This is a genomic window from Sphingobacterium alkalisoli (genome assembly GCF_005049105.1).
GTDB classification, from domain to species: domain Bacteria; phylum Bacteroidota; class Bacteroidia; order Sphingobacteriales; family Sphingobacteriaceae; genus Sphingobacterium; species Sphingobacterium alkalisoli.
Genome location: NZ_SUKA01000004.1, coordinates 517,055 through 540,011, shown reverse-complemented (window position 1 = coordinate 540,011; position 22,957 = coordinate 517,055). Strand labels below are relative to the sequence as shown.

Here is a 22,957-nt window from a genome sequence, read left to right as displayed (position 1 = left end):
ATGAACATTAAACCGATTTGGAGCTTAGCCATTGCATTTGCGCTGGTTGCAGGAGGGTGTAAAACCCAAAAGGGGAAACTGGAATTTGTAATGCCCGAATCAGGCCAAAAAGTAGTGTTGGGCGAACAGGTGAAACTGAAACTTAACTTCTCGGAAGCGGCTGTGGATTCCGTTATTTATTCGGTGGATGGTAATTTCCTGGAGCGAAAGAATGATACTGCAGCCGTGGTATTGGATACGCATAAAGTCGGGTTAGGAGATCGCTCCATTACAGCGAAGGTGTATATCGCAGGTAAGGAGGATATGGCGCATAGTAATGTGAGTGTGGTTGCGCCCGCGGCAAAAAACTATGGATTTGAAGTGGACAATGTATTTCCGCACGATTCGAATGCCTTTACCCAGGGACTACAATATGAAGGTGGTGTCTTATACGAGACCACGGGAAGGAAGGGCGAATCCTCTCTTCGTAAGGTCGAATTAGAGACAGGAAAGGTTACTAAGATTGTTCCGATTGGTGACGCCTATTTCGGAGAAGGAATGACCATCGTAGGGAATCATATTGTCGTGCTGACCTGGCGCGAAAATGTGGGTTTCTTCTACGATAAGAATACGTTTGGACAAAAATCATCCTTTAGCTATGGAAATAGCAAAGAGGGTTGGGGACTGACCTATGATGGGCAGCGGTTAATCAAGTCGGACGGTACACATCTGCTTTATTTCTTGGATCCTACGAATGGAAAGGAACTCAGTTCCATTGGCGTGTATGACGAAAATGGTGCAGTTGATAGTCTAAATGAACTGGAATATATTGATGGAAGGGTGTACGCAAATGTATATGGTCAGGAGATTATTGTCATAATTAACCCTGAAACAGGTATTGTGGAAGGTCGAATCAATTTGGTAGGGATGCATACGGAAAACAGACAGCCAGTTGATAATGAATTGAATGGAATAGCATATGATGTAGTCGGGAAACGACTTTTTGTAACGGGTAAACTCTGGCCGAAGTTGTACGAAATTAAAGCTGTAGAGAGGTAGTTGCTGTGTCAATGAAGTTGACGACGAACTTATCCTGAACTAGCGCATAGCTTTTTTTTTCTTGTTCGTCTAATCGGTCGGGGTATAAAATTCCGTGGAGATGGTCTATTTCATGTTGAAAAATTACAGCGGTAAATCCTTCAATATGCTCTTCAATTAGATCTCCGTTTTTGTCGAGGTGTTGGAGGTGTATGGCGTAACTACGATGGATTGTCTCTTTTCGATCTGGGATAGATAAGCACCCTTCTAACCCCCTTTGCAATAATGTTGAGTGCCAAGTAGTTTTTGGATTTATATAAAATTCAAAAGGTTCATCTGGCTTGTCAAAGCGTTGTACCCATATCGCATTTCGATTAATGCCAACTTGCGGTGCTGCAATTCCGACTCCCGGATGTGAGGTGTCCTGAACAGTCCATAGCATTCGCTGGGCTAACGTTTGTAAGAGTGGGTCGTTGGGGTTTATATCTGCAGATGGTGTTTGTAGCACGGAGAGTTCGTTTTCATTCGTAATTTGATACACATGAAGTTTTGACGAGATGTCATCCGATAAGATAAGGGTAGATTCTGCTTTGTTAAAATTCTTTGCATTAGCTTTATTCACGGTCTTTCGTTTTTAGGGCCAATATATTCGTTTTCTCCTGCTAAGATAACGATTGTCCGTGTATTTACCACTTCTAGATTTTTATCTCATTTGGTAATTGTATTTTTGTAAAAAATTATCTGGTTGGCGGTAACGTCAATAACCATGAGGGGGGCGAAACACATTAAGAAAAAAATATGCGTATAATGGCTTTTGATTACGGAACAAAACGTATCGGTATTGCAGTGACTGATCCGCTTCAGATTATTGCGACGGCTTTAACTACACTACATCCAGACGAAATCTGGTCATTTTTGGCCGACTATCTTCAGCATGAACAGGTAGAAGTTTTCGTAGTGGGTAAACCGTTGCAGATGGACGGTTCCGATTCGGAATCTGCTCAACATGTATTGGGGTTTGTGCGAAAATTAAAGAAAGTATATCCACAGATTCCAGTAGAGGAGATAGATGAGCGATTCACTTCAAAAATGGCATCTGCTGCCATTGCGCAGAGCGGTAAGAAAAAAAGTAAAAGACAAGAAAAAGGATTGGTGGATACCGTATCAGCGGCCATAATCCTTCAATCATATATGGAAAAAAAAGGATTTTAGATATGGCACTTAAAGATATTTCATTTTTCTCGGAAGATACAGATTTTACGCCTAAAGAAAAGCAAAAAATACGTGAATGGATCGGAAGCACAATTGAAAGCGAGGGATACAAGCGACTTTCAGAATTGAATTTTATTTTCTGCTCTGATGAACGCTTACTAGATATTAATAAACAGTATCTTAATCACGATACCTATACAGATATTATCACATTTGACGCGTCGGAAGACGAAGGTGTTATTACTGGAGATGTGTTTATTTCTATTGACCGCGTACGGGAGAATTCCGAAAAATTCAATGTAACAGAGCGTGATGAACTGCATCGCGTTATCATCCATGGTGTATTGCATCTTTGTGGTTACGTTGACAAGAAGAAGGAAGATAAGCTACTCATGACGACAAAAGAGAATGAGTACTTAGAAAAGCGTGCTTTTTAATCATATCAAAAAATTGTTACAGAAGGTGTAGTATGATGTTGGGAGGTATTCTTTATTTTAGAAATCATTCTAAAAACTGATAATTTACGAGAACCTATGAAATTTATTTTTACTTGTGTATTTCTTTTTTTTTCTATTTCGACTTTGTTTGCACAGCAACAAGCGCAAGGCTGGCTCATCTACTTTGGTAATACAGCTTTTAAGTCGTCTCCTTTGTCTATTCATCACGAGTTACAACTGCGGGATTACCAACTAGGAGGGGATCATAACCAGACCTTGCTACGTGTTGGTTTAGAATATGCAGCAAAACCTTGGTTGAGTATTACGGGAGGATATGGTTTTATTTATACGGAAGCCGAAAACTCTCCCAATAATCCTTTTAACGAACACCGGATTTATCAGGAAGCGTTATTGAAACACGGCGTTAATCGGTTTTCAATACGTCATCGTTTTCGCTTGGAAGAACGGTTTATAGCGGATAAGAGCTTTCGAGGCCGTGGTCGTTACGGACTATTTGTGGATGTGCCGTTAACAAAAGCTGATTTGGGGAAAGACGCGGTGTATATGGCAGTTTACAATGAGATCTTTTTGAACATTTCGGAAGATGACAACTTGGATATATTTGATCGCAATAGATTATATGGTGGTATTGGTTATAAGGTGACAAACGATCTGGGAATACAGTTGGGGTACATGCTGCAGCATGTAGAACAGAAAGCGGGCACCAATCACGTATTGCTATCGCTACATCATCGGATGAAATGGTGATTATACAACAAAGGGCCGCAAGTCGCGGTCCTTTGTTGTATAATTTTTTTGATTAAAACCTTTCGATTTGCGAAAAGAAAAAATTGCCTTCGATTTGTGCATTCTCGTCTGAATCTGAGCCATGGACTGCATTTGCCTCAATTGAGTTCGCGTACTTATTGCGGATAGTTCCCTCAGCCGCGTTAGCAGGATTAGTAGCCCCGATCAACGTACGGAAATCTTCTACTGCATTGTCTTTTTCCAAGATTGCGGCAACAATAGGTCCGGAAGTCATGAAATTAACAAGTTCACCGTAAAAAGGTCTTTCTTTGTGCACTGCATAGAAATTTCCTGCTGTTTCGTTGTTCAACTGGATGTATTTCATCGCTATGATTTTAAAGCCTCCAGCTATAATATCGTTTAAGATTGCTCCGATGTGTCCATTTGCCACTGCATCTGGTTTTATCATCGTAAATGTTCTGTTTGTTGCCATAACCGTTAAATTTTTGCAAAGGTATGAAAAGTACCAAGTAAAAAATAGAAAATAAATTTTAATGTTGCTTACGACGATAGGTACCGCTATTTACTTCATTCATTATGTTTTATCGACCATTGTATGACGTTTAATAGATTTTGAGATCTAATTACTAACTTTGCAGATAGATCTAAGAAATGTTGATCTCTTTTAAGCAAGGAATAGTATGCGCAAGAATCTACAGGTAACAATTGATAAAGACTCTGGGTTTTGTTTTGGTGTTGTCTATGCTATTGATATGGCGGAAGAAATCCTTGAAGAGGACGGATATCTGTATTGTTTGGGTGATATCGTACATAACGATGAAGAAGTAGCAAGGCTAAAAGCGAAAGGGCTTCGAATTATTGAACATGAGATGTTACCAAGTTTACAAAACGAGAAGGTATTGATTCGGGCACACGGTGAAGCACCTGAAACCTATCAAATTGCCTTGGAGAATAATATTACGTTAATAGATGCGTCCTGTCCGGTGGTTTTAAAACTTCAAAATCGGATCAAGACATCCCACGATGATAATGAAAAAATCTTGATTTTTGGGAAACACGGCCATGCGGAAGTTATTGGTTTACAGGGGCAAACTAATAATGAAGCCTTGGTGTTTCAAGATATCGAAGAGCTTGATAATGTAGATTTACCCCCTTCTTTTACTTTATATAGTCAAACCACCAAAAGTGTAGACAAGTTCTATGCAATCAAAGCTGAATTGATTGATAGGGGATACGAGGTAAAGGCAAATGATACGATCTGCCGTCAGGTTTCCAACCGTTATGAAGATTTAGGTGATTTTGTGCGACAATATGACAAAATACTTTTTGTTTCGGGAAAGAAATCATCGAATGGGAAAGTTCTCTACGATGTGTGCAAAGCTGCTAACCCTAATTCTTACTTTATTTCGTCGCCGAATGAGATAGAACCCTCCATTTTTCGAGAGCACGAAACAGTAGGTATCTGTGGAGCTACGTCTACTCCCATGTGGTTGATGAAAGAGGTGAAGCAGGTGCTCGAGAGTTTTTAATAGGTCATGTGATCTTCATATTCTATGTGATCTGTCCTCGTGGAATAATTTTTGATTATTTTTGAACTCAATGAGTAAGCGAGCGACTAAAGGTGTTCTGTTGGTGCAATTGGGTACACCTGATGCTCCTACAACTGCGGATGTAAGGAGATATTTAACACAATTTTTAATGGACGGCAGAGTGCTCGATATTCCCTATATGGGGCGAACTTTGCTTGTTAAGGGCGTGATTGTTCCAAAGCGTGCAGCCCAATCAGCGGCTACATACCAAACGATATGGGACGAGGTAAATGGTTCGCCACTGATGTACTACAGTGTTTTACAGCGGCAGATGCTTCAAGAGGAGTTAGGCGAAGAATATCATGTGGAATTGGCCATGCGTTATCAAAATCCATCCATTGAATCGGCATTAGAAAAATTGCAAAGTATGTTTCTGGATTCTATTCGTGTTATTCCTCTCTTTCCTCAATATGCTTCTGCTACTTCTGGTTCAATCATGGAGAAAGTAATGGAAATTATGCGAACATGGTCCTATATTCCCCAAATTTCTTTTGTAAGCAGTTACTGTGAAGATCCAGGGATGGTGGATACGTTTGTAGATCATGCTCTGCGACATGATATTGGAGCGCATGATCACATTTTATTTAGTTATCACGGTCTTCCTGTTCGCCAATTGGGAAAGGTGGATCCTACTGGGAAGCTGATATGTCCCGATAGCGGATGCGACTCTTGCAAGGCACAAACAAATGCGTTCTGTTATTTATCCCAATGTTATGGGACGACAAGAGCGATTGCTGAAAAGTTGGCTTTAAAGGAGGATCAGTATACTGTCTGTTTTCAATCTCGCCTTGGTAAAACGCCATGGATACAGCCGTACACCTCGGATACATTGCATGATCTGGCTAGTAAAGGTGTGAAAAAATTATTGGTATTTAGCCCCGCTTTTGTGTCGGATTGCATAGAAACAATAGATGAAATTCAAGTGGAATACGCCAATGAATTTAAGGAACTGGGTGGTGAGGTGGTAACCATGGTAGAAAGTCTAAATGATGATCCAAAATGGATTCAAGCGCTGAAAAGATTGGCGCTTGGTAATTAAAATTTGTAAGGTTATGTTGGTTTTTAATGCCATATTATTATTAGTATTTGATTTCTATATTTTTTTTGCACTTCGGGCAACGAAGATAAAATTGGTTCGCACGCGTTGGTTTACGTTAGCATGGTGGGGTTATTCGATTGGCTTACTAATAAGTTTGGTTGTTTCAGTAAGGTTTGATGTGCCACTATCTTACCGATCCATAGTGCTTGTTGCATTTTTTATAACGGCCACCTGCAAGTTTATATTTATCCTTATTCTACTGATCGATGATTTGAGAAGGGGAGGTGTTTGGATCATGCGATTGTTCCGATCGGGGATTAAGGTTGGTTCGGATCAGGAAACACCTACCCTGGAGGCCCCGTTGCCTGAAAAGCCCAAGAATGGTATATCCCGTTCGGAATTTCTTACCAAATCAGGCTTGGTCGTTGCTTCTCTTCCACTTTTTCCGTTGTCGTGGGGTATAGTGTCAGGTGCATATGATTATCGTATCCGACGGCAAAAATTGGTATTGCCTAATTTACCAAAAGCATTTCATGGGATGAAGCTGGCGCAGATATCAGATGTCCACTCTGGATCATTTTATAACCATAAGGCGGTATTAGGTGGGATAGAAATGTTACTGGGTGAAAAACCTGATATGATTTTCTTTACGGGTGATTTAGTGAATAATGTAGCATCTGAGATGAGGGATTATCAAGATGTGTTCTCTAAATTGAAGGCTGATTTGGGTGTTTTTTCAACCTTAGGTAATCACGATTATGGGGATTATTATTATGGTAAAGAGGATAGTCCTGCAAAGCGCAAAAATCTACAAAATCTAATCGAAACACATAAAATAATGGGCTGGGATCTTTTAATGGATGAAAATCGTTCCATTAAAGTAGGAAATGATGAGATCGCAGTGGCAGGTGTTCAAAACTGGGGAACAGGTCGTTTTCCAAAGAAAGGAGATTTGACGAAAGCGCTGACAGGAATAGAAGACGCCGCGGTAAAACTGCTTTTGTCCCATGACCCTTCTCACTGGAGGGCGCAAGTACTGGATACGGATGTCGACGTTATGTTTGCAGGTCATACCCATGGTATGCAATTCGGTGTGCGGGGTGAACATTTTCAGTGGAGTCCGGCCAAGTTTATTTATAAGGAGTGGGCGGGGTTGTATAAAGAAGAAAATAAGCAACTTTATGTCAACACTGGATATGGCTTTTTAGGATATCCCGGAAGAGTAGGGATTTTGCCGGAGATTACTATTTTCGAATTAGTGAATGGTTAATCTCAGGTGTTATACGCCGATAATTGAATGAGATATTAAGCTGACAATGTGTCATTGTATCTAATTTTAATTTATTAGCTTTGTAAACTTTGAATTAGAATATGTTAGATTTAATACACAGTACAAAAACGCACGACGAAGATCGTCAGGGTGAAGCTTTAGCGTTGCCATCTACGGTAGAAGGCTCCAACGGAAGAAAATTGTACATAGAGAGTTATGGATGTCAGATGAATTTTTCTGATAGTGAAATTGTTGCGTCGATTTTGTTGGATAAGGGTTTTGAAACGACTAAGGATTATAAAGAGGCCGATGTTATTTTTATCAATACATGTTCTATACGTGAGAATGCTGAACAGCGTGTGCGAAACCGACTGAAGGAGTTTGAATCTGCAAAGGCAAAGAATCCAGGGATGATTGTTGGTGTATTGGGGTGTATGGCAGAACGTCTGAAGTCAAAATTTTTGGAAGAGGAGAAGCTGGTCGATGTAGTGGTGGGGCCCGATGCATATAGAGACCTGCCTAATCTGATCGAAAAAGTAGACGACGGAAGTAAAGCTGTCAATGTATTGTTGTCGCGAGAGGAGACCTATGCAGATATAAATCCTGTCCGTCTTAATACAAATGGTATTTCTGCCTTCATATCTATTATGAGAGGTTGTGATAATATGTGTTCTTTTTGTGTGGTTCCATTTACGCGTGGACGCGAAAGAAGCCGGGATACCCACTCTATTGTACGTGAAGCGCGTGAGCTGTATAATGCAGGTTATAAAGAGGTCACTCTGTTGGGGCAAAACGTCGATTCGTATAAATATACTCCTGAGGTTCCGGAAGGAGAGGAATCATTGCCAACGGTTAACTTTGCTCAATTGTTATCTTTAGTAGCTGAAGTAAGTCCCGATTTACGGGTTCGTTTTTCCACTTCTCATCCCAAGGATATAACGAACGAGGTATTGTATACCATGGCTCGTTATGAAAATATTTGTAATTATATTCATCTTCCAGTTCAATCGGGAAACTCCCGTGTGCTGGAATTAATGAACCGTACTTATGACCGAGAATGGTACAAAGAGCGCGTAGATGCAATCCGTCGTATCATCCCCGAATGTGGTATTTCTACCGATGTAATCACCGGATTCTGTACGGAAACGGAAGAGGAACATCAGGAAACGTTGTCCATGATGGAGTATGTGAAATATGACTTTGCTTATATGTTTGCTTACTCGGAACGCCCAGGCACTTTAGCGGCTAAGCGTTACGAAGATGATATCCCGGAGGAGATAAAAAAGCGCCGCCTGACAGAAGTGGTAAATTTACAACGGGAGCACAGTTTGTATAGATTGCAACATTTTGTAGGAAAGGTGCATAAAGTTTTGATCGAAGGCTTCTCTAAACGATCGGATAAGGATTACTGTGGTCGCAATGATCAAAATACAATGGTGGTATTCCCTGTTGATGAAAGATACAAAGTGGGCGACTATGTGTATGTGTTAGGTCAGAGCTGTACTTCTGCCACTTTAATTGGAAAAATTGTAGATTAACAAATCATTTAAGGTGAATACTGTGGATAATCAAGATTTAAAAAATAGATTTGGTATCATAGGGAATTCCCCGCTGCTCAATAGGGCTATAGATGTTGCGAGACAGGTGGCGCCGACTGATATATCTGTGTTAATACAGGGCGAAAGTGGTTCAGGTAAAGAGGTGTTTTCACATATTATTCATCAATTGAGTGCACGTAAGCACGGGCCTTTTATCGCAGTCAATTGTGGGGCGATTCCTGAAGGAACGATTGATTCGGAGTTATTTGGTCACGAAAAAGGTTCTTTTACAGGGGCACATGAAGCGCGTAAGGGTTATTTTGAGGTGGTTGATGGAGGAACTATTTTTTTGGATGAGGTGGGTGAACTCCCAATGAATACGCAAGCCAGATTGTTACGTGTTTTGGAATCTGGCGAGTATATCCGTGTAGGATCTTCGAAGGTCCAAAAGACAAATGTTCGGGTGGTAGCAGCAACAAATGTAGATGTTTTTGAAGCGGTGAAAAAAGGAAAATTCCGTGAGGATCTATATTATCGTTTGAATACCGTGCCACTACGTATACCTTGTTTGCGCGAACGTAAAGAGGATATTTATTTATTGTTCCGTAAATTTGTTGTAGATTTTTCAGACAAATATCGGACACCAGGGATCCAGTTGACCGCGGATGCGCAGGAGCTCCTCGCAAGCTATAGCTGGCCGGGTAATGTACGGCAATTGAAAAATATTGCGGAGCAGATAGCTGTTTTGGAAAAAGAGCGTGTAATTAACGCTGCAATCCTCCGGAATTATTTACCAGTAGAATCTAGTGCCTCGAATCTTCCGATGTTCGTAAAGGGTCAAAATAAGGAGGATTTTTCGGAAAGAGATCTCCTTTATAAAGTCCTATTTGATATGAAAAAGGATATGGTAGATTTAAAAAAATTGGTAGTAGAGCTGCTCCAAAATGGTAATAGTTCTGCAACATTTGATCGAAACACACCTTATATTAATCAGCTTTATCAGGAAGTGGTGCCCAATACGTCACAATTATATCAAGAGGAAAACAAACATCCATCCACACTTACGATCCATAATCCAACTAATGTAAATACGAGTAATTCCTATAGGGGAATAAATACGCAGGATGCAGAGGAAGTTGAAGAGTCTCTTTCACTGATAGATAAAGAATCTGATTTGATCAAGAAGGCATTGAAGAAATATAAGGGTAAGCGGAAAGCAGCGGCACAGGAGCTCGGGATTTCTGAAAGAACTTTATATAGAAAAATTAAAGATTTAAATTTAGAATAGTAATTTAGTTGTATGTCAAAAGCTGCTGTTAGAAGTGCGTTACATATCTTGTTTGCTACAGTACTGATTTTGTGTATACAGGGATGTGGAGTGAAATACAGTTTTACTGGTGGATCAATCCCTCAGGGGATGAAAACCTACACGGTGTTATACTTTGAAAATATATCTCCGATGGTATACGCGACATTGGGACAGAATTTTACAGAAGGTCTAAAGGAACGGATTCGTACGCAATCTTCTTTGAGTCAGGTTAACGATGATGGGGATGCAATTTTTGAAGGTTTCATTACGAATTATGCCATTACTCCAGCTGCAGTAGAAGCGGGCGGACTGGATAGAGCTGCATTAAACCGTTTATCTATTACTGTAAAAGTAAAATATACAAATAAATTGGATGCAACCGGCGAAAGTAATTTCGAAGATTCTTTTACACAGTTTAAAGAATTTTCTGGATCGGATGTTACTTCGCAAGAGGCGGCATTAAATGAAGATATTATTAAAATGTTAACGGAGGATATTTACAATCGAGCGTTCGCTAATTGGTAGAAGATATTTTAATTAGTATATGGAGAATCTTAATACGGCATATCAACCACTTTATGTGCAGGCACTAAAGGATCCATTACGGATCGAGCAATCAACTCTAGAGGAGCTAATTGTTAAATATCCGTATTCGCAGCCGCTTCGTTTTGCGTTAGCAAAAAGGAACCATCTGTTGTCTGATTCTTCGGGTACTCAGCAAACAGCGATTTTGTTTGCGCCCAATGTAAATTGGTTATGGGATTTTGTAAATCGCCCGATAGGTCAAGAAGAAGAAGAGCTACGCGTTGAAGAGGAGAAATACATTTCGTTTACAGATGTTGATGAAAAGGAAAATGCGGATAACGAGGAAGCACAAGTGGACTTTTCCGAAATAGGTGGAGACGGTGAAAATGATGAAAACGTTGAGGAGAGTAAAGTCTTAGAAAACCTTATCCAAGGGAGTGTCTCCTCTGCTAACTTTTTTGTGTTCGAAAGCAAAAATGAAGTCATCAATGATTCAGCTCTTGAAGACGCTATTACTATTAAAGCAGAAGAGGAAGTAAATATCAGTTTGTATAATGATGAGCTGATGCCTTATAGTTTTAGATGGTGGTTACATAAGACAAGATTGGAATATGCGGAGACCTACCAACCTTTTGCAACTCCAACGTTTCCAGAACCTCATAGAAGGCCTTTTGATCCTCAAAAAATTGGCGAAGCTATATTGGATCAACAGATTAAAGAGAGTATATTTCACCTGCAGGATCCTGAAGTAAAGCTTAGTGAGGCGACAAAAATAAAACCCGTACCGTATAATCCAGCACCTAAGAAGGTAGACGAGGTGATTGAAAAGTTTATTCGCGAGGATCCGATTATACATCCGCCATCTCCCGAGCAATTGAATACCGAGAATAAGGCAAGACAGAGTGCAGAGGATAACTACACGTTGGTTACGGAAACGCTGGCGAATATTTATGCAGACCAAAACTTGTACTTGAAAGCGATTGAGGTCTTCAAGAAATTAATTTTGAAATTTCCAGAAAAAAAATCGTATTTTGCGAGCCGAATTGAAGAATTAGAAAAAAATATATAATTAATAGAAATAAAAAAATGACGACTTTATTCATTATCCTGATTGTTTTAGTAAGTATTTTATTGGCATTTTTTGTGTTAATACAAAACCCAAAAGGAGGAGGTTTATCATCAGGATTTTCAGGAGGATCTAATTTGATGGGGGTACAACGAACAGGTGATTTTTTGGAAAAAGGAACTTGGACATTAGTGATTGCTTTAATGGTTTTTTGTTTGGCAATTAATATTGTTGGACCTTCAGCAGGAGGAAACAGCGGTGGGTTGAGCGATCAAATTGAAGCCCCGGTACAAAATAGCCCTTCATTGAATCTAAATAATGCAGCGCCTACTACGGGCTCGGATCCTGCAACTGCTCCGGACTCGGTAAACTAACGAAATAAATATTTATAAAGCCTTGCATAAGTAATTTGCAAGGCTTTTTTCTGCAAGTGTCGGTATACAAAATGACCGTAGTAACCTTCATGAGTCTTTCATAGTTATTGATGATAGATTCATGAAGGTTTTATGTTATTACATGTTCTGTCAGGATGACACATTGATTAGGTGCATTGCTGTCATAAATTTTATATTTTGTGAAAAATTGTCCACAAAATTTCTTTTTTGGCGAGTTGGCATAATTGGTGATACCTAAAGGTACAATCAAGTAACATAAAAAATAAAAGTATAATTATGGCATTAAGTATTAAACCTATCGGAGACAGAGTAGTAGTTGAAGCTGCTCCTGCAGAAGAAAAAACAGCATCAGGATTATACATTCCTGACACAGCAAAAGAGAAACCATCTCAAGGTATTGTCGTGGCAGTAGGTTCCGGTAAACCCGAAGAGCCGCTTACAGTTAATGTAGGTGACAAAGTGTTATACGGAAAGTATGCTGGTACGGAAATCACTTACGAAGGAAAGGAATATTTAATTATGCGTGAGTCTGATATTTACGCTGTCTTATAAGTAAGTAATTAAGTAGTAATAAAAAATTAAGAAATAAATAGGATGGAGTCTCAATACTCCTATCTAAATACTCAATTCTAACATAAAATGGCAAAGCAAGTAAAATATAATGTAGAAGCGCGTGAATCTCTAAAAAAAGGAGTTGATACGTTAGCAAATGCAGTAAAAGTGACATTAGGTCCTAAAGGACGTAACGTAATTATCGAGAAAAAATTTGGATCTCCTTCGATCACCAAAGATGGTGTTACCGTGGCAAAGGAAATCGATTTGAAAGATGCTATCGAGAATATGGGTGCACAGATGGTTAAGGAAGTTGCCTCTAAAACTGCTGATCAGGCAGGAGATGGTACGACTACCGCTACTGTGTTGGCGCAAGCCATCGTTGCTCCGGGTATCAAATCGGTAGCAGCGGGTGCAAATCCGATGGATTTAAAACGCGGTATTGACAAGGCTGTTGCTGCGGTAGTGGCTAACCTGAAAACCCAATCTCAAGTTGTTGGTCAAGACAATAACAAAATCAAACAAGTGGCATCTATCTCTGCTAATAATGACGATGTAATCGGTTCATTAATTGCTGAAGCTATGCAAAAAGTGGGTAATGATGGTGTGATTACTGTGGAAGAAGCGAAAGGTACCGAGACAGAAGTAAAGACAGTGGAAGGTATGCAATTTGACCGTGGTTATTTATCACCGTACTTTGTTACAAATTCTGATAAAATGGAAGCGGAATTGGAAAACCCTTACATTTTGATCTACGATAAGAAAATCAGCAACATGAAAGAGTTGTTGCCTATCTTGGAAAAACAAGTTCAAACAGGTAAACCGTTGTTAATTATAGCAGAAGATTTAGACGGAGAGGCGTTAGCTACATTGGTAGTAAATAAAATTCGTGGTTCACTGAAAGTAGCTGCTGTTAAAGCGCCTGGTTTCGGCGATCGCCGTAAAGCGATGCTAGAAGATATTGCTATCCTTACAGGTGGTACCGTCATTTCGGAAGAAAGAGGATATAAATTAGAAAACGCTGAGCTAGAATATTTAGGTCAGGCAGAGAAAGTGGTTGTTGACAAAGACAATACTACGGTAATCAATGGGTCTGGTAATGCAGATGATATCAAAGGTCGCGTCGCTCAAATCCGTACACAAATCGATACAACTACTTCTGACTATGATCGTGAAAAATTACAAGAACGTTTAGCTAAACTTTCTGGTGGTGTAGCGGTATTGTATGTAGGTGCTACTACAGAAGTAGAAATGAAAGAGAAAAAGGATCGTGTTGATGATGCGTTACACGCTACCCGTGCGGCAGTAGAGGAAGGTATCGTTGCTGGTGGTGGTGTTGCTTTCATTCGTGCTACAGATTCTTTAAAAGAACTTAGAGGTGCTAATGAAGACGAAAATATCGGTATCGATATCATTAGACGTGCTATTGAGGAGCCTTTACGTCAGATTTGTTTCAATGCAGGTATCGAAGGTGCAGTGATTGTTCAGAAAGTAAAAGAAGGTACAGGTGACTACGGATACAACGCACGTACTGATGTGTTCGAAAATTTGATTGGTGCAGGTGTTATTGATCCAACAAAAGTTTCGCGTGTCGCATTAGAAAATGCTGCTTCAGTAGCATCTATGCTATTAACTACAGAATGTGTGTTAGCAGATGAAGCGGATGAGAACCCAAGCGCCGGTGCTCCGCCTATGGGTGGTGGCATGGGTGGAATGATGTAGTAATTGTTCGAACTCATAATAAAAAATCCCCTTCCAGATATTTGGAAGGGGATTTTTTATTAAACTATGTTTCTAATGATGGTAAAGGCGATTATCAATACTAATAAAATCTGAATGGCGCGATATCCATATAAGAATTTACGTAACTTCAGCTCCCTTGATGTCGGTTTGGGTACAAGTTGTAGGTAAAAACCTGTTACGATATAAGGTGCCAGAAAAAACAACAATTGATTTTGTGCGAAAGCTTGGCTCAACTGACCATTTAAAAGGTAATGAAGTGCACGTTGTCCCCCACAACCGGGGCAGTCCAGTCCCGTCGCATGCTTAACAGGGCATTTTGGAAATAATGCATGTTCGATCGGATTAATGTATTTATAGAGCAAAAGTAACCCAACTAACCCCAAAAATATCAATACGAAAAAGTATAATCTTTTAGAAGCCATCAGACAAACCTGCAAATATCGCTAATCCAAATATGCCAAAATAACCTATCCACAGTAATACAGATGCACCGATATTAATCAACATCCATTTCTTCGCATTAGCTGAATCTGCTTCTGCTCCTATAATATCTCCTGCATAGAATTTTTTCTCTACGCGCGACGCGTAAATAATAGCAGGAATTCCCAAAGGCCAGCAACAAAAGATCGTCGTCAAAACTGTTTCGACCAAGTAGGTTTTTGGTGGCCGTTGATAATTGGGTGTAGATAATTGAGAGGATGTGTATGGTGTATTGGCCGATTGAAAGTTGTCAGGTCGAGGAATGGAAGGAGGGGGGGGCACGTAATCTGCGAGTATACTTCTTAATTCTGGGACCTCCCCAGCTCTGGTCCATGTTACAAGTTCTTCTGTCCAAACTAACGTGTCTGGACCTATATCTTTAACACGCAACTCTTCTAAGGTAAATGGTCCATATGAATTATTCCCTGCTGAATAATGGTATTTTTTCATTGCTGAAATATTGTTAGTATCTTACTAAGATATAAAATATATCAAAGAATTGAAATGAATGATAATTCTTATATTGTAATTGCAATAATATTTATTTTCGGTATACTAATCGTGTATTATGTATTTCGCTTTGCAGGCAAGAAAACAATAAAAATTCCTGAGACGCTTTTAGATGCTGTAGAATCGGTGTTAAATCGTAAGGTGGGATTTTACAATAAATTGGAAAAAGGAGACCAGGAGGTATTTCGCCAGCGAGTAGAGTACTTCTTACGCACCACTAAAATATCAGCAGAGAAGGGTACTGAGATTACGGATGAAGATCGTGTGTTGGTCGCCGCAAGCGCTACGATCCCTTTGTTTCATTTTACACATTGGGCATACGAGAATTTGGATGAAGTACTTGTTTACCCAGATTATTTCACTGAAAAATTCAGTACTACGGAGAAAGATCGTAATGTAGCAGGTATGGTAGGGTCGGGTGTGCTCAATCATAAAATGATACTTTCCCTAGGGGCATTACGCGCTGGTTTTGATAAGAGACCAGACGGCAACACGGCTATTCATGAGTTTGTACACCTAATAGATAAGGCTGATGGCGCCGTCGACGGAATTCCGGAATATTTGATTCATAAAGAACTTATGGAACCCTGGATTAAGGAGATGGACCAGACTATCCAGGAAATACGTACTGATAAGTCAGACATTCGGGATTATGCAGCGACAAACCGTGCCGAATTTTTGGCAGTTGTTTCAGAATATTTTTTCAAGAAGCCAAAGCTATTGCAACAGGATCATCCAGAATTATATGAATTACTTAATGAAATATATGGAGGAGGGAAATAGAAAGTCTCCCTTTTAAAGAGTGTCCTTCATACCTTATTGTGACAGGTATGAAGGATATCTTGTAAGTGCTATATACATGCCTTTATTTTTGGAGCAATCTTATTCCGGTATACCTACCAATTTGCTCACTTCATTGTACGACATCTTTTCCAAGACGGATTTCGAGTATATCTTTCCTTTGATTTCTACCGATCTCTCTGTGTTCCGCTGACTGCTCATTGCTGTCGTCGCGACGCCTCCGGGGATGATGACGTAACGGAACGAATCATACAACATATTCTGCCCAATATTAGCCGTAGAGGACTTCACATCGATTGTCATGACTGGCAATTCGTAATGGTATGAAAACTCATATGACAATATTGTATAGCCAGTGTCGAAATTATAAACAGGTAATGCCCTTATCTGACTGGAGCCGACCGTGCGTACATAAACCATTACTAAGCTGTTTGGGTACGCTGCTAATGCATTTATGTAAAATAGGGTATTGACATGTTTAGTGTTAATAAATACCCAATCATTCAATTGATCTAAAATGAACCAATCCGAATAAATCACATTGGCCGTTCCCCGAGGCCCCTGCGGACCAGAGGGTCCCTGCGCGCCCCGTAGATTTATAGCTGTTCCCCAGCCCGAAGATGTTTTTGGTCCGTAAAAATCGGCTGTTGTCGTACGAAGATAAAAATCTCCGTTTACGCCGATACTCGCCGTAGGTACTGCAGTTCCACTTAATATTTTAGATCCGGCCGCACCGGTAGAACCAGTAGCTCCTGTAGCCCCTTTTAAGTTAGTTGGTGTTCCCCAACTGGATGCTGTTTTAGGGCCGTAGAAATCGGATGTACTGGTACGGAAGTAGAAGTCGCCACTGTTGCCCAAGCTCGTAGCCGGCACACTTGCGCCGCTGTATATGCGAGAACCATCATCGCCTTTTACACCTTTGAAATTAATCGGCGTTCCCCAGCCCGATGTAGCTTTTGGGCCATAAAAATCCGCAGTCGTCGTACGAAAATAAAAGTCGCCATTGGCGCCGATACTTGTAGGAGGTACAGCAGTTCCACTCAATATCTTCGATCCAGCCGCACCCGTCGCGCCTGTGGCTCCGGTCGCACCCTTTAAGTTGGTCGGTGTTCCCCAGCCGGATGCGGTTTTGGGGCCGTAGAAATCTGACGTGCCCGAGCGGAAGTAAAAATCGCCCTCATGACCCAGACTAGCCGGTGGGACGACCGTACCGTTATAGATAGTCGAACCATCTTCGCCTTTTTCGCCCCGGATACCTTGTATTCCCTGCTCGCCCTTTGGGCCTATGCTGCCATCCTTTCCACAACTGAGAAAAATGACAAGAAAGACACATGTTAATATCTTGCTCATGCGTGTATTTGTTTAGTTATAATAAGACCAATGCCGTTACCATTGGTATGTTACGGCTGCCCCACCTTCACCTTTTGTTAACGCACCTTTACCACTGGCTTTCCAGTCAGCACGCCAATAGTCTCCACCACCATTGGGAGGATATGACCAATAGGTATAATTACCAGATAAATCGGGCTTAAAGGTGTATTCGTATCTGGCCGTGAGATAGCTGTTCGGTCTTGGGCTCCAGATCAACAATTTGACCCGATAATGACCTCCGCCATCGTCTATCCAAGAAAATTCTTTGGTTTGCCTTGTATCGTCCGATCCGATGTAATAGGATACATTACCATAGTGCTTTCCCTGTTCGGGCTTACCATCTTCGGCATTCCAATTTTCCCATAAGTCGCCGCCTGCCGTAAATATCGGCGTACTTGAATTAGCGACTTCCATTTCATAGATTCGGTGGGTAGAACTAAAATCACCATACATATAATTGACTGTATGATTGTTGACAACGTATTCAAAACGGTTTCCCAGAGCTGGAGTAATCGAGGTGTTTTTCGTCCCCTGTGGAGCTATAAAATAAGGGGCATAATCTTTAATAAGCTTATCCAACACCTCTATTTTCGAATAGGTTTGTTTGGCATATGTATCTTGGTGGTTTTTCAACCCATCAGGAACTTTGAATACGCCCGGTTGTGATTTTTCAGGATACCAGATTTCTCCCTCCGATCCGTCGGGCTTTGGGTCATCCCCTTTACTACAGCCAACCAAAATGGTGAACGATGCCAGCAATATTGCTGTATAATATCTTGTTTTCATCTGTCTAAATTTGTTTATTCATTATTTGTTTATTTTTTAAAGGCATTCATGCTACCTTCGGCGGTTTTAAAGGTGATGAAGCGATCAGATTTATTCATCCCCCTGTGTGGTTTATTCATTGAATGTTTGTCTTTCTTTGGCATTATTCATCACTTGTCCGCTTTTTAAGGCATTCATGAAATCGCTTCGCTAAGTTCATGAGCTCACTACGTTCGGTTTGACTAAATCATGATGGTTTCATCTGTTTAAGTTTGCTTTTTAATTGGTCGATGGGTGCTGTCCCGATTTTTCCATACGCGAGATCGGGATCAGCCTCACATCACAAAAAGTATTATTGGATAATGATTTTACCGCTCACCTTTACTTCCACGTTTTGACCGTTCCCGGAGGCAACCTCATCGTAGAAGGTGGCATTACTAAAGCTGAGTTCGTAAGTCGTAAGCCCCATGGATGCGCCTCCGCTACTACCAACCGTCGCAATCTTTAGATTTTTAATCGTAGGTGTTCCGGATTTAGCACCATAAACATAATTGACTCCGTTGTCGGTAAATGACAGGAACATCTGTGTACCTACCGACGTATCGTCATCATTGAATGGCTGGACTTGATTATTGGCCGTCAGCCCTATGGTGGCGACCACCGTCATATTCCCGTTTAATAATTGGGTAAATATGCCTTTTAAGTTTTCACTCGGTTGTTCAGTAAATAATGAGGTAACTTGTTCTCTCGACAAACCTGAAGCCCTGTACTCCTTGCCCTCCAATGGACCGCTTAAAAACTTAAATTCATAACTGCTACTGCCAGATTCCTCTGGAGGACTGTCTTCTTTTCCACAAGAGTATATTCCGGTTATTAAGGCTATTGCTATAAATAATGTAATCAATTTCTTCATGTTTTTTGTTTTGATGGTGAATAAAAAACTATCGAATGCTGTATTTCACACCGAGGAAGACCCCAAGTTGTTCGGCACCGCTAATGGTATACTTGACCTCGGCAAATGGTAAGATTTTGCTTCCGAGATCGAGATTGGCACCGCCACCGACATTGAGTCCGACTTTACTGGAACTTCCACCAAAATCACCAAATCCAAAATCGTCCAAATCCATACTGACCGAGGATCTGGCTATCTGTAACCCGGCCAAACCGTAAGCATTAAAAGAGCTTTCGGTCACGAAATAGTAATTAGCATTGGCATTAAACTCGAAGAATGATGCTTTGGCAAATTCATTCTTTTCCAAGAAATAATAAGCGAAAGATGGTGATACAGTCAGTTTATCCATGATGCCGATCTCACCAATCGCACCAATGGCCGGTTTTTCGATTTTCGTACCATACCCACCGAATACGCCAACGCGAATAGGTTGCTGTGCTTGGACCAATGTCATACCTGATAGGATAAAAAAGATTGCTAATAGTGATTTTTTCATTTTGCTTTAGTTTAATTCGTTTATTAAAAGTTGGTAAAATTGTTTGTTATATAGATTTAGTGTCTCCAAATGCCCCGAGGTAAACAGAAAAAGCAAATATTTCCGCTAAAACTCTGTATAACAACGATAAAGCTTATTTACATTTATTCAATATCTGTGTGGCTATTGTCTTAGCGACTTCCAGGTTACGTCCGCTATCGCTCAATTCGACTACCAATTCAAACATGGCGCCGTTTTCGAATACATATAGCGTATTCGTCTTAGCATTCCATGTCGCGGCTTGTCCAAGATTGTTGACTTTAGCAAAGCCTTTGGTTATCTTCTGCGCGCTTTCGGTGAGATCTTTCACCATTTTCTGCTGTTCTGCTTTGCTGATGCCTATTTCATCAAGCTTTTTGATCGCTTGATCGACGACACTGTTGTCGGTATTTCTATCCAATGCCTCGTTCATGTCCTCGTTAATTTTGCGGGTTTCCTCCTCAGAAACGGCACGGTAGGATGCCTGAAAAGTAAAGAGCGAGATAGCCTCGATACCGGTTAGTTTCACGTAGTCGTCCATTGGGAAAGTCATGCCTCCTACAGTTTTAGTTAATGAACCTTTCCAGCTGTAGGTAACATCATGATATTTATTACTCTTATGGACTTTTTGATAGCCCAAAGTCATCTCGTTCACATTAGAACTTGTGGCATCGGCTACCATATCCTTGGTTAACAGTTCATCATATTTTTCGGCATAGCCCAATAGGCAGGTGTTGCCACCTTTGGCTTTAGGATCTATGTTCTTGAGTTCGTTTTCTAATTGGTCGATTTCGCTATCGGATGCGGATTCGTCATTGTTACGACCTTGTTCGCAAGAGGAAAGGGTAGCAAGTGTTATCACAGCTACGAATAAGTGTATTGCTTTCATATTTTTATATCATTTAAATTGGATTCTTGCACAACCTATGTTGTCTTATTCTGGGATTACTTATTGCCCTGACGTTCGGCTAGGACTTTAGTCACTTTTTCCATACGGTAACTTTGTTTGGGCGCAACCAGGGCCATTCCGCTATTTGTCCATACAACGCGTCCTTTAGCCCAGCTTGTGCGCCTATTGACTTCCTCGTAAATAACATCGATGACTACGGAGATGTCATCTTCATCTACGCTTCCTTCAAACAGTCTACCGCCTGTTCCCAAGCCATAACGTTCGCCAACTATGAAAGCAGTTACCTTGGATTTGCTTTTGTCAGCGGTGTTGGGAAAGTCCTTTATTTCCACATACAGATCGCGCGGTACACCCTTGATATCCATCAAGCCCTTGATACGGTAATAGCCTGCAATTTTTCGAGCTTCTTTTTTGATAAGTTGATCTCCGATGCTATTGGTCGACCGTTTCCCCATTGTTACGGTTTCTCTTTTTTCCGTTGGGCTGGATGAGGAGGATCCATTAGCTGGTAAAGCTTTTAGATTACTGTGTTCTTCCATGGTATGGATCAAATAGGCACTGTTGCTACCTGCTTTAAAGTACCTGAAAGCGAGATGTTGTATACGTTGATCTTTAATGATATTGAATTTCTCTTCTCCGGTTGTCCCTTGGATCCAGGTAATTGTTCCGCTAGCAATACCGTTGTTAACAGATCCTGCTAAGGTTCCTTTTTTGTTCGGATTTTCGCTGACAACCGTACCGGTGATCCTATTCTGTGTTTTACGGATATAGAATATCGTGGTTTCCGGGCTTGCAGATGACGAATTAGGTTGTGCTTTATATGTGCCGTCAAAAGCATTGAAGGTTCGATCTGTCTGCGCTGTTGATCCCGTTGTCCATCCCAAGGACAGGACCAGGATAAGGCTCGGTAATATTTTTTTTGTTTTCATGTTTTTATAATTTATATTTTTAATTAGTATCCTTCTTTTCTGTGTCAGGATACCCTGCTGTGTCAAAATGATATACCGTAGCGGTGTGTCCGTTAAATATTGCCGTTTGATATGGATTGTTTTTTACATCGGTAACCAGTTGCTTCTTTGTCAGGATGTTGATGTAGTCCAATGAAAAGGGTAGGTGCATATCGCCCTCCAAGCGATTGAAACCGTAGATTTGATAGGTATTAATATCAAAATCCTCGGTCACATAGACGGTTTCTTTCTCGCCCGATTTCAGATAATCGATGTCGATAGCTGATGAGCTAATCGGTTCATCATGTTGAAATTCCTGATGCCGAATGATGGTGTCTTGGGTGCGGGTATTCAATCGGTAAAAATCATGATGGGCACTTTTCTCGTTCTCGGCTACTTCGGGTATATGCTGACGGATGGTGTGCTTTTGGCCGTTTTCATCAATAAGATAACCGATGTAACTGCCATTTGGATAGGAAATCACTGCTTGCAACATATCGTCATTTGGAATGTAGAGAATCTCACGGGTATCGGGATTGTAGCAGAGCCACACGAATCGGATTTCGTCCTCCTGATCGGTGTATTGATAGATAAACGCCTCTGGAAAATAGTGATTGCGCTCGCCCCGAGACGGAAAGGCATTGGGGGCCTGCGCATACAGGCTACCCCAGTTGCCCAACAATCCGATGGATACAAACAACAAACGTATGAAAACAGTCTCCATCTTAGTTTATTCGCTGATAGATCGTACCTTTATGTGTCGGGGTGACGCGGATGATTAACCTTGTCTCGTTGACCTCAAAAGTCATATCGGTAAGATCACCTCCTCCGGTTCCCTCCTCTGGCTTGACCACCCAGTGAAAGGAGAGGTTTTTTCCTTCTATTTTGTAGGTGACGTCATTCCTCAGATGGTAAAAATATTCGGCACAATTTCCGGCATGATGCTGATACTGGAACCAGTGCATCTTTTTATCTGCGAAAAATTCCAGAATATTCTTTTTATCGCAGTCGTCAGCGACATCTTCTCCATTTAGATCATATCCTTGAACAAGTTTCCATTTGCCTACAATCAGCTCTTCTTGTGTTTTTTCCTTTTTTTCTTCTTCGTTTTCGGGTTCTTTATTGTTTTTTTTGCATGCTGATAAGCCGGAGCAAAGTATCAGCAGAAGAAGTAAGGGGTAGTATATTGTTTTCATGTTTTTTATTGTTAAATAGATTTATAAATAATCGTGTTTATACGGGTTCTT

At 40.7% G+C, this 22,957-nt stretch carries 27 protein-coding genes; 15 read left to right on the top strand and 12 right to left on the bottom strand.

Going from position 1 to position 22,957, the window contains the following annotated elements; genetic code table 11:
* Positions 1-1,038, top strand: a complete 1,038-nt coding sequence (locus tag FAZ19_RS15425) for a glutaminyl-peptide cyclotransferase (protein WP_136821639.1) — start codon at positions 1-3, stop codon at positions 1,036-1,038.
* Here FAZ19_RS15425 and def read toward each other — a convergent pair.
* Positions 1,019-1,639 (bottom strand): peptide deformylase, encoded by a 621-nt coding sequence (gene def, locus FAZ19_RS15420; RefSeq protein WP_169305667.1) that lies wholly within the window; start codon positions 1,637-1,639, stop codon positions 1,019-1,021. The genes FAZ19_RS15425 and def overlap by 20 nt on opposite strands.
* Before the next feature lie 176 nt (positions 1,640-1,815).
* Between def and ruvX the strand changes: the two genes are divergently transcribed.
* The 3 genes from ruvX to FAZ19_RS15405 all read left to right on the top strand — a co-directional run bounded on the left by ruvX (position 1,816) and on the right by FAZ19_RS15405 (position 3,434).
* Complete coding sequence (gene ruvX / locus FAZ19_RS15415) at positions 1,816-2,229, top strand: Holliday junction resolvase RuvX (RefSeq protein WP_136821638.1); 414 nt, start codon at positions 1,816-1,818, stop codon at positions 2,227-2,229.
* A 2-nt stretch (positions 2,230-2,231) separates the two neighbouring features.
* Positions 2,232-2,666 (top strand): rRNA maturation RNase YbeY, encoded by a 435-nt coding sequence (gene ybeY, locus FAZ19_RS15410; RefSeq protein ID WP_136821637.1) that lies wholly within the window; start codon positions 2,232-2,234, stop codon positions 2,664-2,666.
* Positions 2,667-2,762: 96 nt separating this feature from the next.
* Positions 2,763-3,434, top strand: a complete 672-nt coding sequence (locus FAZ19_RS15405; protein WP_136821636.1) for a DUF2490 domain-containing protein — start codon at positions 2,763-2,765, stop codon at positions 3,432-3,434.
* Positions 3,435-3,486: 52 nt separating this feature from the next.
* On the opposite strand, the gene FAZ19_RS15400 is transcribed toward FAZ19_RS15405, so the two are convergent.
* Entirely contained in the window at positions 3,487-3,906 is a 420-nt protein-coding gene (locus tag FAZ19_RS15400) for a nucleoside-diphosphate kinase (protein ID WP_136821635.1), read from the bottom strand.
* 208 nt (positions 3,907-4,114) lie between these two features.
* Between FAZ19_RS15400 and FAZ19_RS15395 the strand changes: the two genes are divergently transcribed.
* The 10 genes from FAZ19_RS15395 to groL all read left to right on the top strand — a co-directional run bounded on the left by FAZ19_RS15395 (position 4,115) and on the right by groL (position 14,439).
* On the top strand, positions 4,115-4,963 hold the full coding sequence (locus tag FAZ19_RS15395; protein ID WP_136821634.1) for a 4-hydroxy-3-methylbut-2-enyl diphosphate reductase: 849 nt from the start codon (positions 4,115-4,117) through the stop codon (positions 4,961-4,963).
* 70 nt (positions 4,964-5,033) lie between these two features.
* The gene (gene hemH, locus FAZ19_RS15390; protein WP_136821633.1) at positions 5,034-6,062 is read left to right on the top strand and encodes a ferrochelatase; all 1,029 of its coding nucleotides are present in this window, start codon (positions 5,034-5,036) and stop codon (positions 6,060-6,062) included.
* A gap of 13 nt (positions 6,063-6,075) precedes the next feature.
* Positions 6,076-7,332, top strand: coding sequence for a metallophosphoesterase (locus FAZ19_RS15385; protein ID WP_136821632.1), 1,257 nt, complete (start codon positions 6,076-6,078; stop codon positions 7,330-7,332).
* Positions 7,333-7,433: 101 nt separating this feature from the next.
* Positions 7,434-8,870, top strand: a complete 1,437-nt coding sequence (miaB, locus tag FAZ19_RS15380) for a tRNA (N6-isopentenyl adenosine(37)-C2)-methylthiotransferase MiaB (protein ID WP_136821631.1) — start codon at positions 7,434-7,436, stop codon at positions 8,868-8,870.
* 22 nt (positions 8,871-8,892) lie between these two features.
* Complete coding sequence (locus FAZ19_RS15375; RefSeq protein WP_136821681.1) at positions 8,893-10,158, top strand: sigma 54-interacting transcriptional regulator; 1,266 nt, start codon at positions 8,893-8,895, stop codon at positions 10,156-10,158.
* A 12-nt stretch (positions 10,159-10,170) separates the two neighbouring features.
* Complete coding sequence (locus tag FAZ19_RS15370; RefSeq protein ID WP_136821630.1) at positions 10,171-10,704, top strand: LptE family protein; 534 nt, start codon at positions 10,171-10,173, stop codon at positions 10,702-10,704.
* A 19-nt stretch (positions 10,705-10,723) separates the two neighbouring features.
* Positions 10,724-11,773, top strand: a complete 1,050-nt coding sequence (locus FAZ19_RS15365) for a hypothetical protein (protein WP_136821629.1) — start codon at positions 10,724-10,726, stop codon at positions 11,771-11,773.
* 17 nt (positions 11,774-11,790) lie between these two features.
* Positions 11,791-12,144 (top strand): preprotein translocase subunit SecG, encoded by a 354-nt coding sequence (gene secG / locus FAZ19_RS15360; RefSeq protein WP_136821628.1) that lies wholly within the window; start codon positions 11,791-11,793, stop codon positions 12,142-12,144.
* Between the two features lie 297 nt (positions 12,145-12,441).
* Positions 12,442-12,717 (top strand): co-chaperone GroES, encoded by a 276-nt coding sequence (locus FAZ19_RS15355; RefSeq protein ID WP_136821627.1) that lies wholly within the window; start codon positions 12,442-12,444, stop codon positions 12,715-12,717.
* A gap of 87 nt (positions 12,718-12,804) precedes the next feature.
* Complete coding sequence (gene groL / locus FAZ19_RS15350; protein WP_136821626.1) at positions 12,805-14,439, top strand: chaperonin GroEL; 1,635 nt, start codon at positions 12,805-12,807, stop codon at positions 14,437-14,439.
* Positions 14,440-14,498: 59 nt separating this feature from the next.
* Here groL and FAZ19_RS15345 read toward each other — a convergent pair whose 3' ends face one another.
* Together FAZ19_RS15345 and FAZ19_RS15340 are read right to left on the bottom strand one after the other, a co-directional pair.
* Entirely contained in the window at positions 14,499-14,882 is a 384-nt protein-coding gene (locus FAZ19_RS15345) for a DUF2752 domain-containing protein (RefSeq protein ID WP_136821625.1), read from the bottom strand.
* Entirely contained in the window at positions 14,872-15,390 is a 519-nt protein-coding gene (locus tag FAZ19_RS15340) for a CD225/dispanin family protein (protein ID WP_136821624.1), read from the bottom strand. The genes FAZ19_RS15345 and FAZ19_RS15340 overlap by 11 nt, the downstream gene beginning before the upstream one ends.
* A gap of 54 nt (positions 15,391-15,444) precedes the next feature.
* On the opposite strand from FAZ19_RS15340, the gene FAZ19_RS15335 reads away from it, so the two are divergent.
* Entirely contained in the window at positions 15,445-16,233 is a 789-nt protein-coding gene (locus tag FAZ19_RS15335) for a M90 family metallopeptidase (RefSeq protein WP_136821623.1), read from the top strand.
* 99 nt (positions 16,234-16,332) lie between these two features.
* Here the strand turns inward: FAZ19_RS15335 and FAZ19_RS15330 are convergent, their stop codons facing one another.
* The 8 genes from FAZ19_RS15330 to FAZ19_RS15295 form a co-directional block, all read right to left on the bottom strand.
* The gene (locus FAZ19_RS15330; protein ID WP_136821622.1) at positions 16,333-17,601 is read right to left on the bottom strand and encodes a collagen-like domain-containing protein; all 1,269 of its coding nucleotides are present in this window, start codon (positions 17,599-17,601) and stop codon (positions 16,333-16,335) included.
* A gap of 36 nt (positions 17,602-17,637) precedes the next feature.
* Positions 17,638-18,408: a hypothetical protein gene (locus tag FAZ19_RS15325; RefSeq protein ID WP_136821621.1), complete on the bottom strand. Its 771-nt coding sequence runs from the start codon at positions 18,406-18,408 to the stop codon at positions 17,638-17,640.
* Between the two features lie 331 nt (positions 18,409-18,739).
* Positions 18,740-19,300 (bottom strand): hypothetical protein, encoded by a 561-nt coding sequence (locus tag FAZ19_RS15320; protein WP_136821620.1) that lies wholly within the window; start codon positions 19,298-19,300, stop codon positions 18,740-18,742.
* Positions 19,301-19,328: 28 nt separating this feature from the next.
* A complete protein-coding gene (locus FAZ19_RS15315; protein WP_136821619.1) occupies positions 19,329-19,835 on the bottom strand; it encodes an outer membrane beta-barrel protein in 507 nt (168 codons plus the stop codon).
* A 133-nt stretch (positions 19,836-19,968) separates the two neighbouring features.
* The gene (locus FAZ19_RS15310) at positions 19,969-20,742 is read right to left on the bottom strand and encodes a hypothetical protein (protein ID WP_136821618.1); all 774 of its coding nucleotides are present in this window, start codon (positions 20,740-20,742) and stop codon (positions 19,969-19,971) included.
* Positions 20,743-20,798: 56 nt separating this feature from the next.
* Positions 20,799-21,692 (bottom strand): hypothetical protein, encoded by an 894-nt coding sequence (locus FAZ19_RS15305; RefSeq protein WP_136821617.1) that lies wholly within the window; start codon positions 21,690-21,692, stop codon positions 20,799-20,801.
* 19 nt (positions 21,693-21,711) lie between these two features.
* Positions 21,712-22,434, bottom strand: coding sequence for a hypothetical protein (locus tag FAZ19_RS15300; RefSeq protein WP_136821616.1), 723 nt, complete (start codon positions 22,432-22,434; stop codon positions 21,712-21,714).
* A 1-nt stretch (position 22,435) separates the two neighbouring features.
* Positions 22,436-22,906 carry a lipocalin-like domain-containing protein gene (locus FAZ19_RS15295; protein WP_136821615.1) on the bottom strand — a complete coding sequence of 157 codons (471 nt, stop codon included), beginning with the start codon at positions 22,904-22,906 and terminating at the stop codon, positions 22,436-22,438.
* Positions 22,907-22,957 lie beyond the last annotated feature (51 nt).

Bases quoted from the DNA above. Each gene is read 5' to 3' on its own strand.
- FAZ19_RS15295 (WP_136821615.1), bottom strand. From the start codon at position 22,906: ATGAAAACAATATACTACCCCTTACTTCTTCTGCTGATACTTTGCTCC.
- FAZ19_RS15340 (WP_136821624.1), bottom strand. From the start codon at position 15,390: ATGAAAAAATACCATTATTCAGCAGGGAATAATTCATATGGACCATTT.
- FAZ19_RS15300 (WP_136821616.1), bottom strand. From the start codon at position 22,434: ATGGAGACTGTTTTCATACGTTTGTTGTTTGTATCCATCGGATTGTTG.
- FAZ19_RS15405 (WP_136821636.1), top strand. From the start codon at position 2,763: ATGAAATTTATTTTTACTTGTGTATTTCTTTTTTTTTCTATTTCGACT.
- FAZ19_RS15425 (WP_136821639.1), top strand. From the start codon at position 1: ATGAACATTAAACCGATTTGGAGCTTAGCCATTGCATTTGCGCTGGTT.
- ybeY (WP_136821637.1), top strand. From the start codon at position 2,232: ATGGCACTTAAAGATATTTCATTTTTCTCGGAAGATACAGATTTTACG.
- FAZ19_RS15370 (WP_136821630.1), top strand. From the start codon at position 10,171: ATGTCAAAAGCTGCTGTTAGAAGTGCGTTACATATCTTGTTTGCTACA.
- groL (WP_136821626.1), top strand. From the start codon at position 12,805: ATGGCAAAGCAAGTAAAATATAATGTAGAAGCGCGTGAATCTCTAAAA.
- FAZ19_RS15395 (WP_136821634.1), top strand. From the start codon at position 4,115: ATGCGCAAGAATCTACAGGTAACAATTGATAAAGACTCTGGGTTTTGT.
- miaB (WP_136821631.1), top strand. From the start codon at position 7,434: ATGTTAGATTTAATACACAGTACAAAAACGCACGACGAAGATCGTCAG.
- hemH (WP_136821633.1), top strand. From the start codon at position 5,034: ATGAGTAAGCGAGCGACTAAAGGTGTTCTGTTGGTGCAATTGGGTACA.
- FAZ19_RS15325 (WP_136821621.1), bottom strand. From the start codon at position 18,408: ATGAAAACAAGATATTATACAGCAATATTGCTGGCATCGTTCACCATT.
- FAZ19_RS15310 (WP_136821618.1), bottom strand. From the start codon at position 20,742: ATGAAAGCAATACACTTATTCGTAGCTGTGATAACACTTGCTACCCTT.
- secG (WP_136821628.1), top strand. From the start codon at position 11,791: ATGACGACTTTATTCATTATCCTGATTGTTTTAGTAAGTATTTTATTG.
- FAZ19_RS15315 (WP_136821619.1), bottom strand. From the start codon at position 19,835: ATGAAAAAATCACTATTAGCAATCTTTTTTATCCTATCAGGTATGACA.
- FAZ19_RS15385 (WP_136821632.1), top strand. From the start codon at position 6,076: ATGTTGGTTTTTAATGCCATATTATTATTAGTATTTGATTTCTATATT.
- ruvX (WP_136821638.1), top strand. From the start codon at position 1,816: ATGCGTATAATGGCTTTTGATTACGGAACAAAACGTATCGGTATTGCA.
- FAZ19_RS15335 (WP_136821623.1), top strand. From the start codon at position 15,445: ATGAATGATAATTCTTATATTGTAATTGCAATAATATTTATTTTCGGT.
- FAZ19_RS15355 (WP_136821627.1), top strand. From the start codon at position 12,442: ATGGCATTAAGTATTAAACCTATCGGAGACAGAGTAGTAGTTGAAGCT.
- FAZ19_RS15400 (WP_136821635.1), bottom strand. From the start codon at position 3,906: ATGGCAACAAACAGAACATTTACGATGATAAAACCAGATGCAGTGGCA.
- FAZ19_RS15305 (WP_136821617.1), bottom strand. From the start codon at position 21,692: ATGAAAACAAAAAAAATATTACCGAGCCTTATCCTGGTCCTGTCCTTG.
- FAZ19_RS15345 (WP_136821625.1), bottom strand. From the start codon at position 14,882: ATGGCTTCTAAAAGATTATACTTTTTCGTATTGATATTTTTGGGGTTA.
- FAZ19_RS15365 (WP_136821629.1), top strand. From the start codon at position 10,724: ATGGAGAATCTTAATACGGCATATCAACCACTTTATGTGCAGGCACTA.
- FAZ19_RS15320 (WP_136821620.1), bottom strand. From the start codon at position 19,300: ATGAAGAAATTGATTACATTATTTATAGCAATAGCCTTAATAACCGGA.
- FAZ19_RS15330 (WP_136821622.1), bottom strand. From the start codon at position 17,601: ATGAGCAAGATATTAACATGTGTCTTTCTTGTCATTTTTCTCAGTTGT.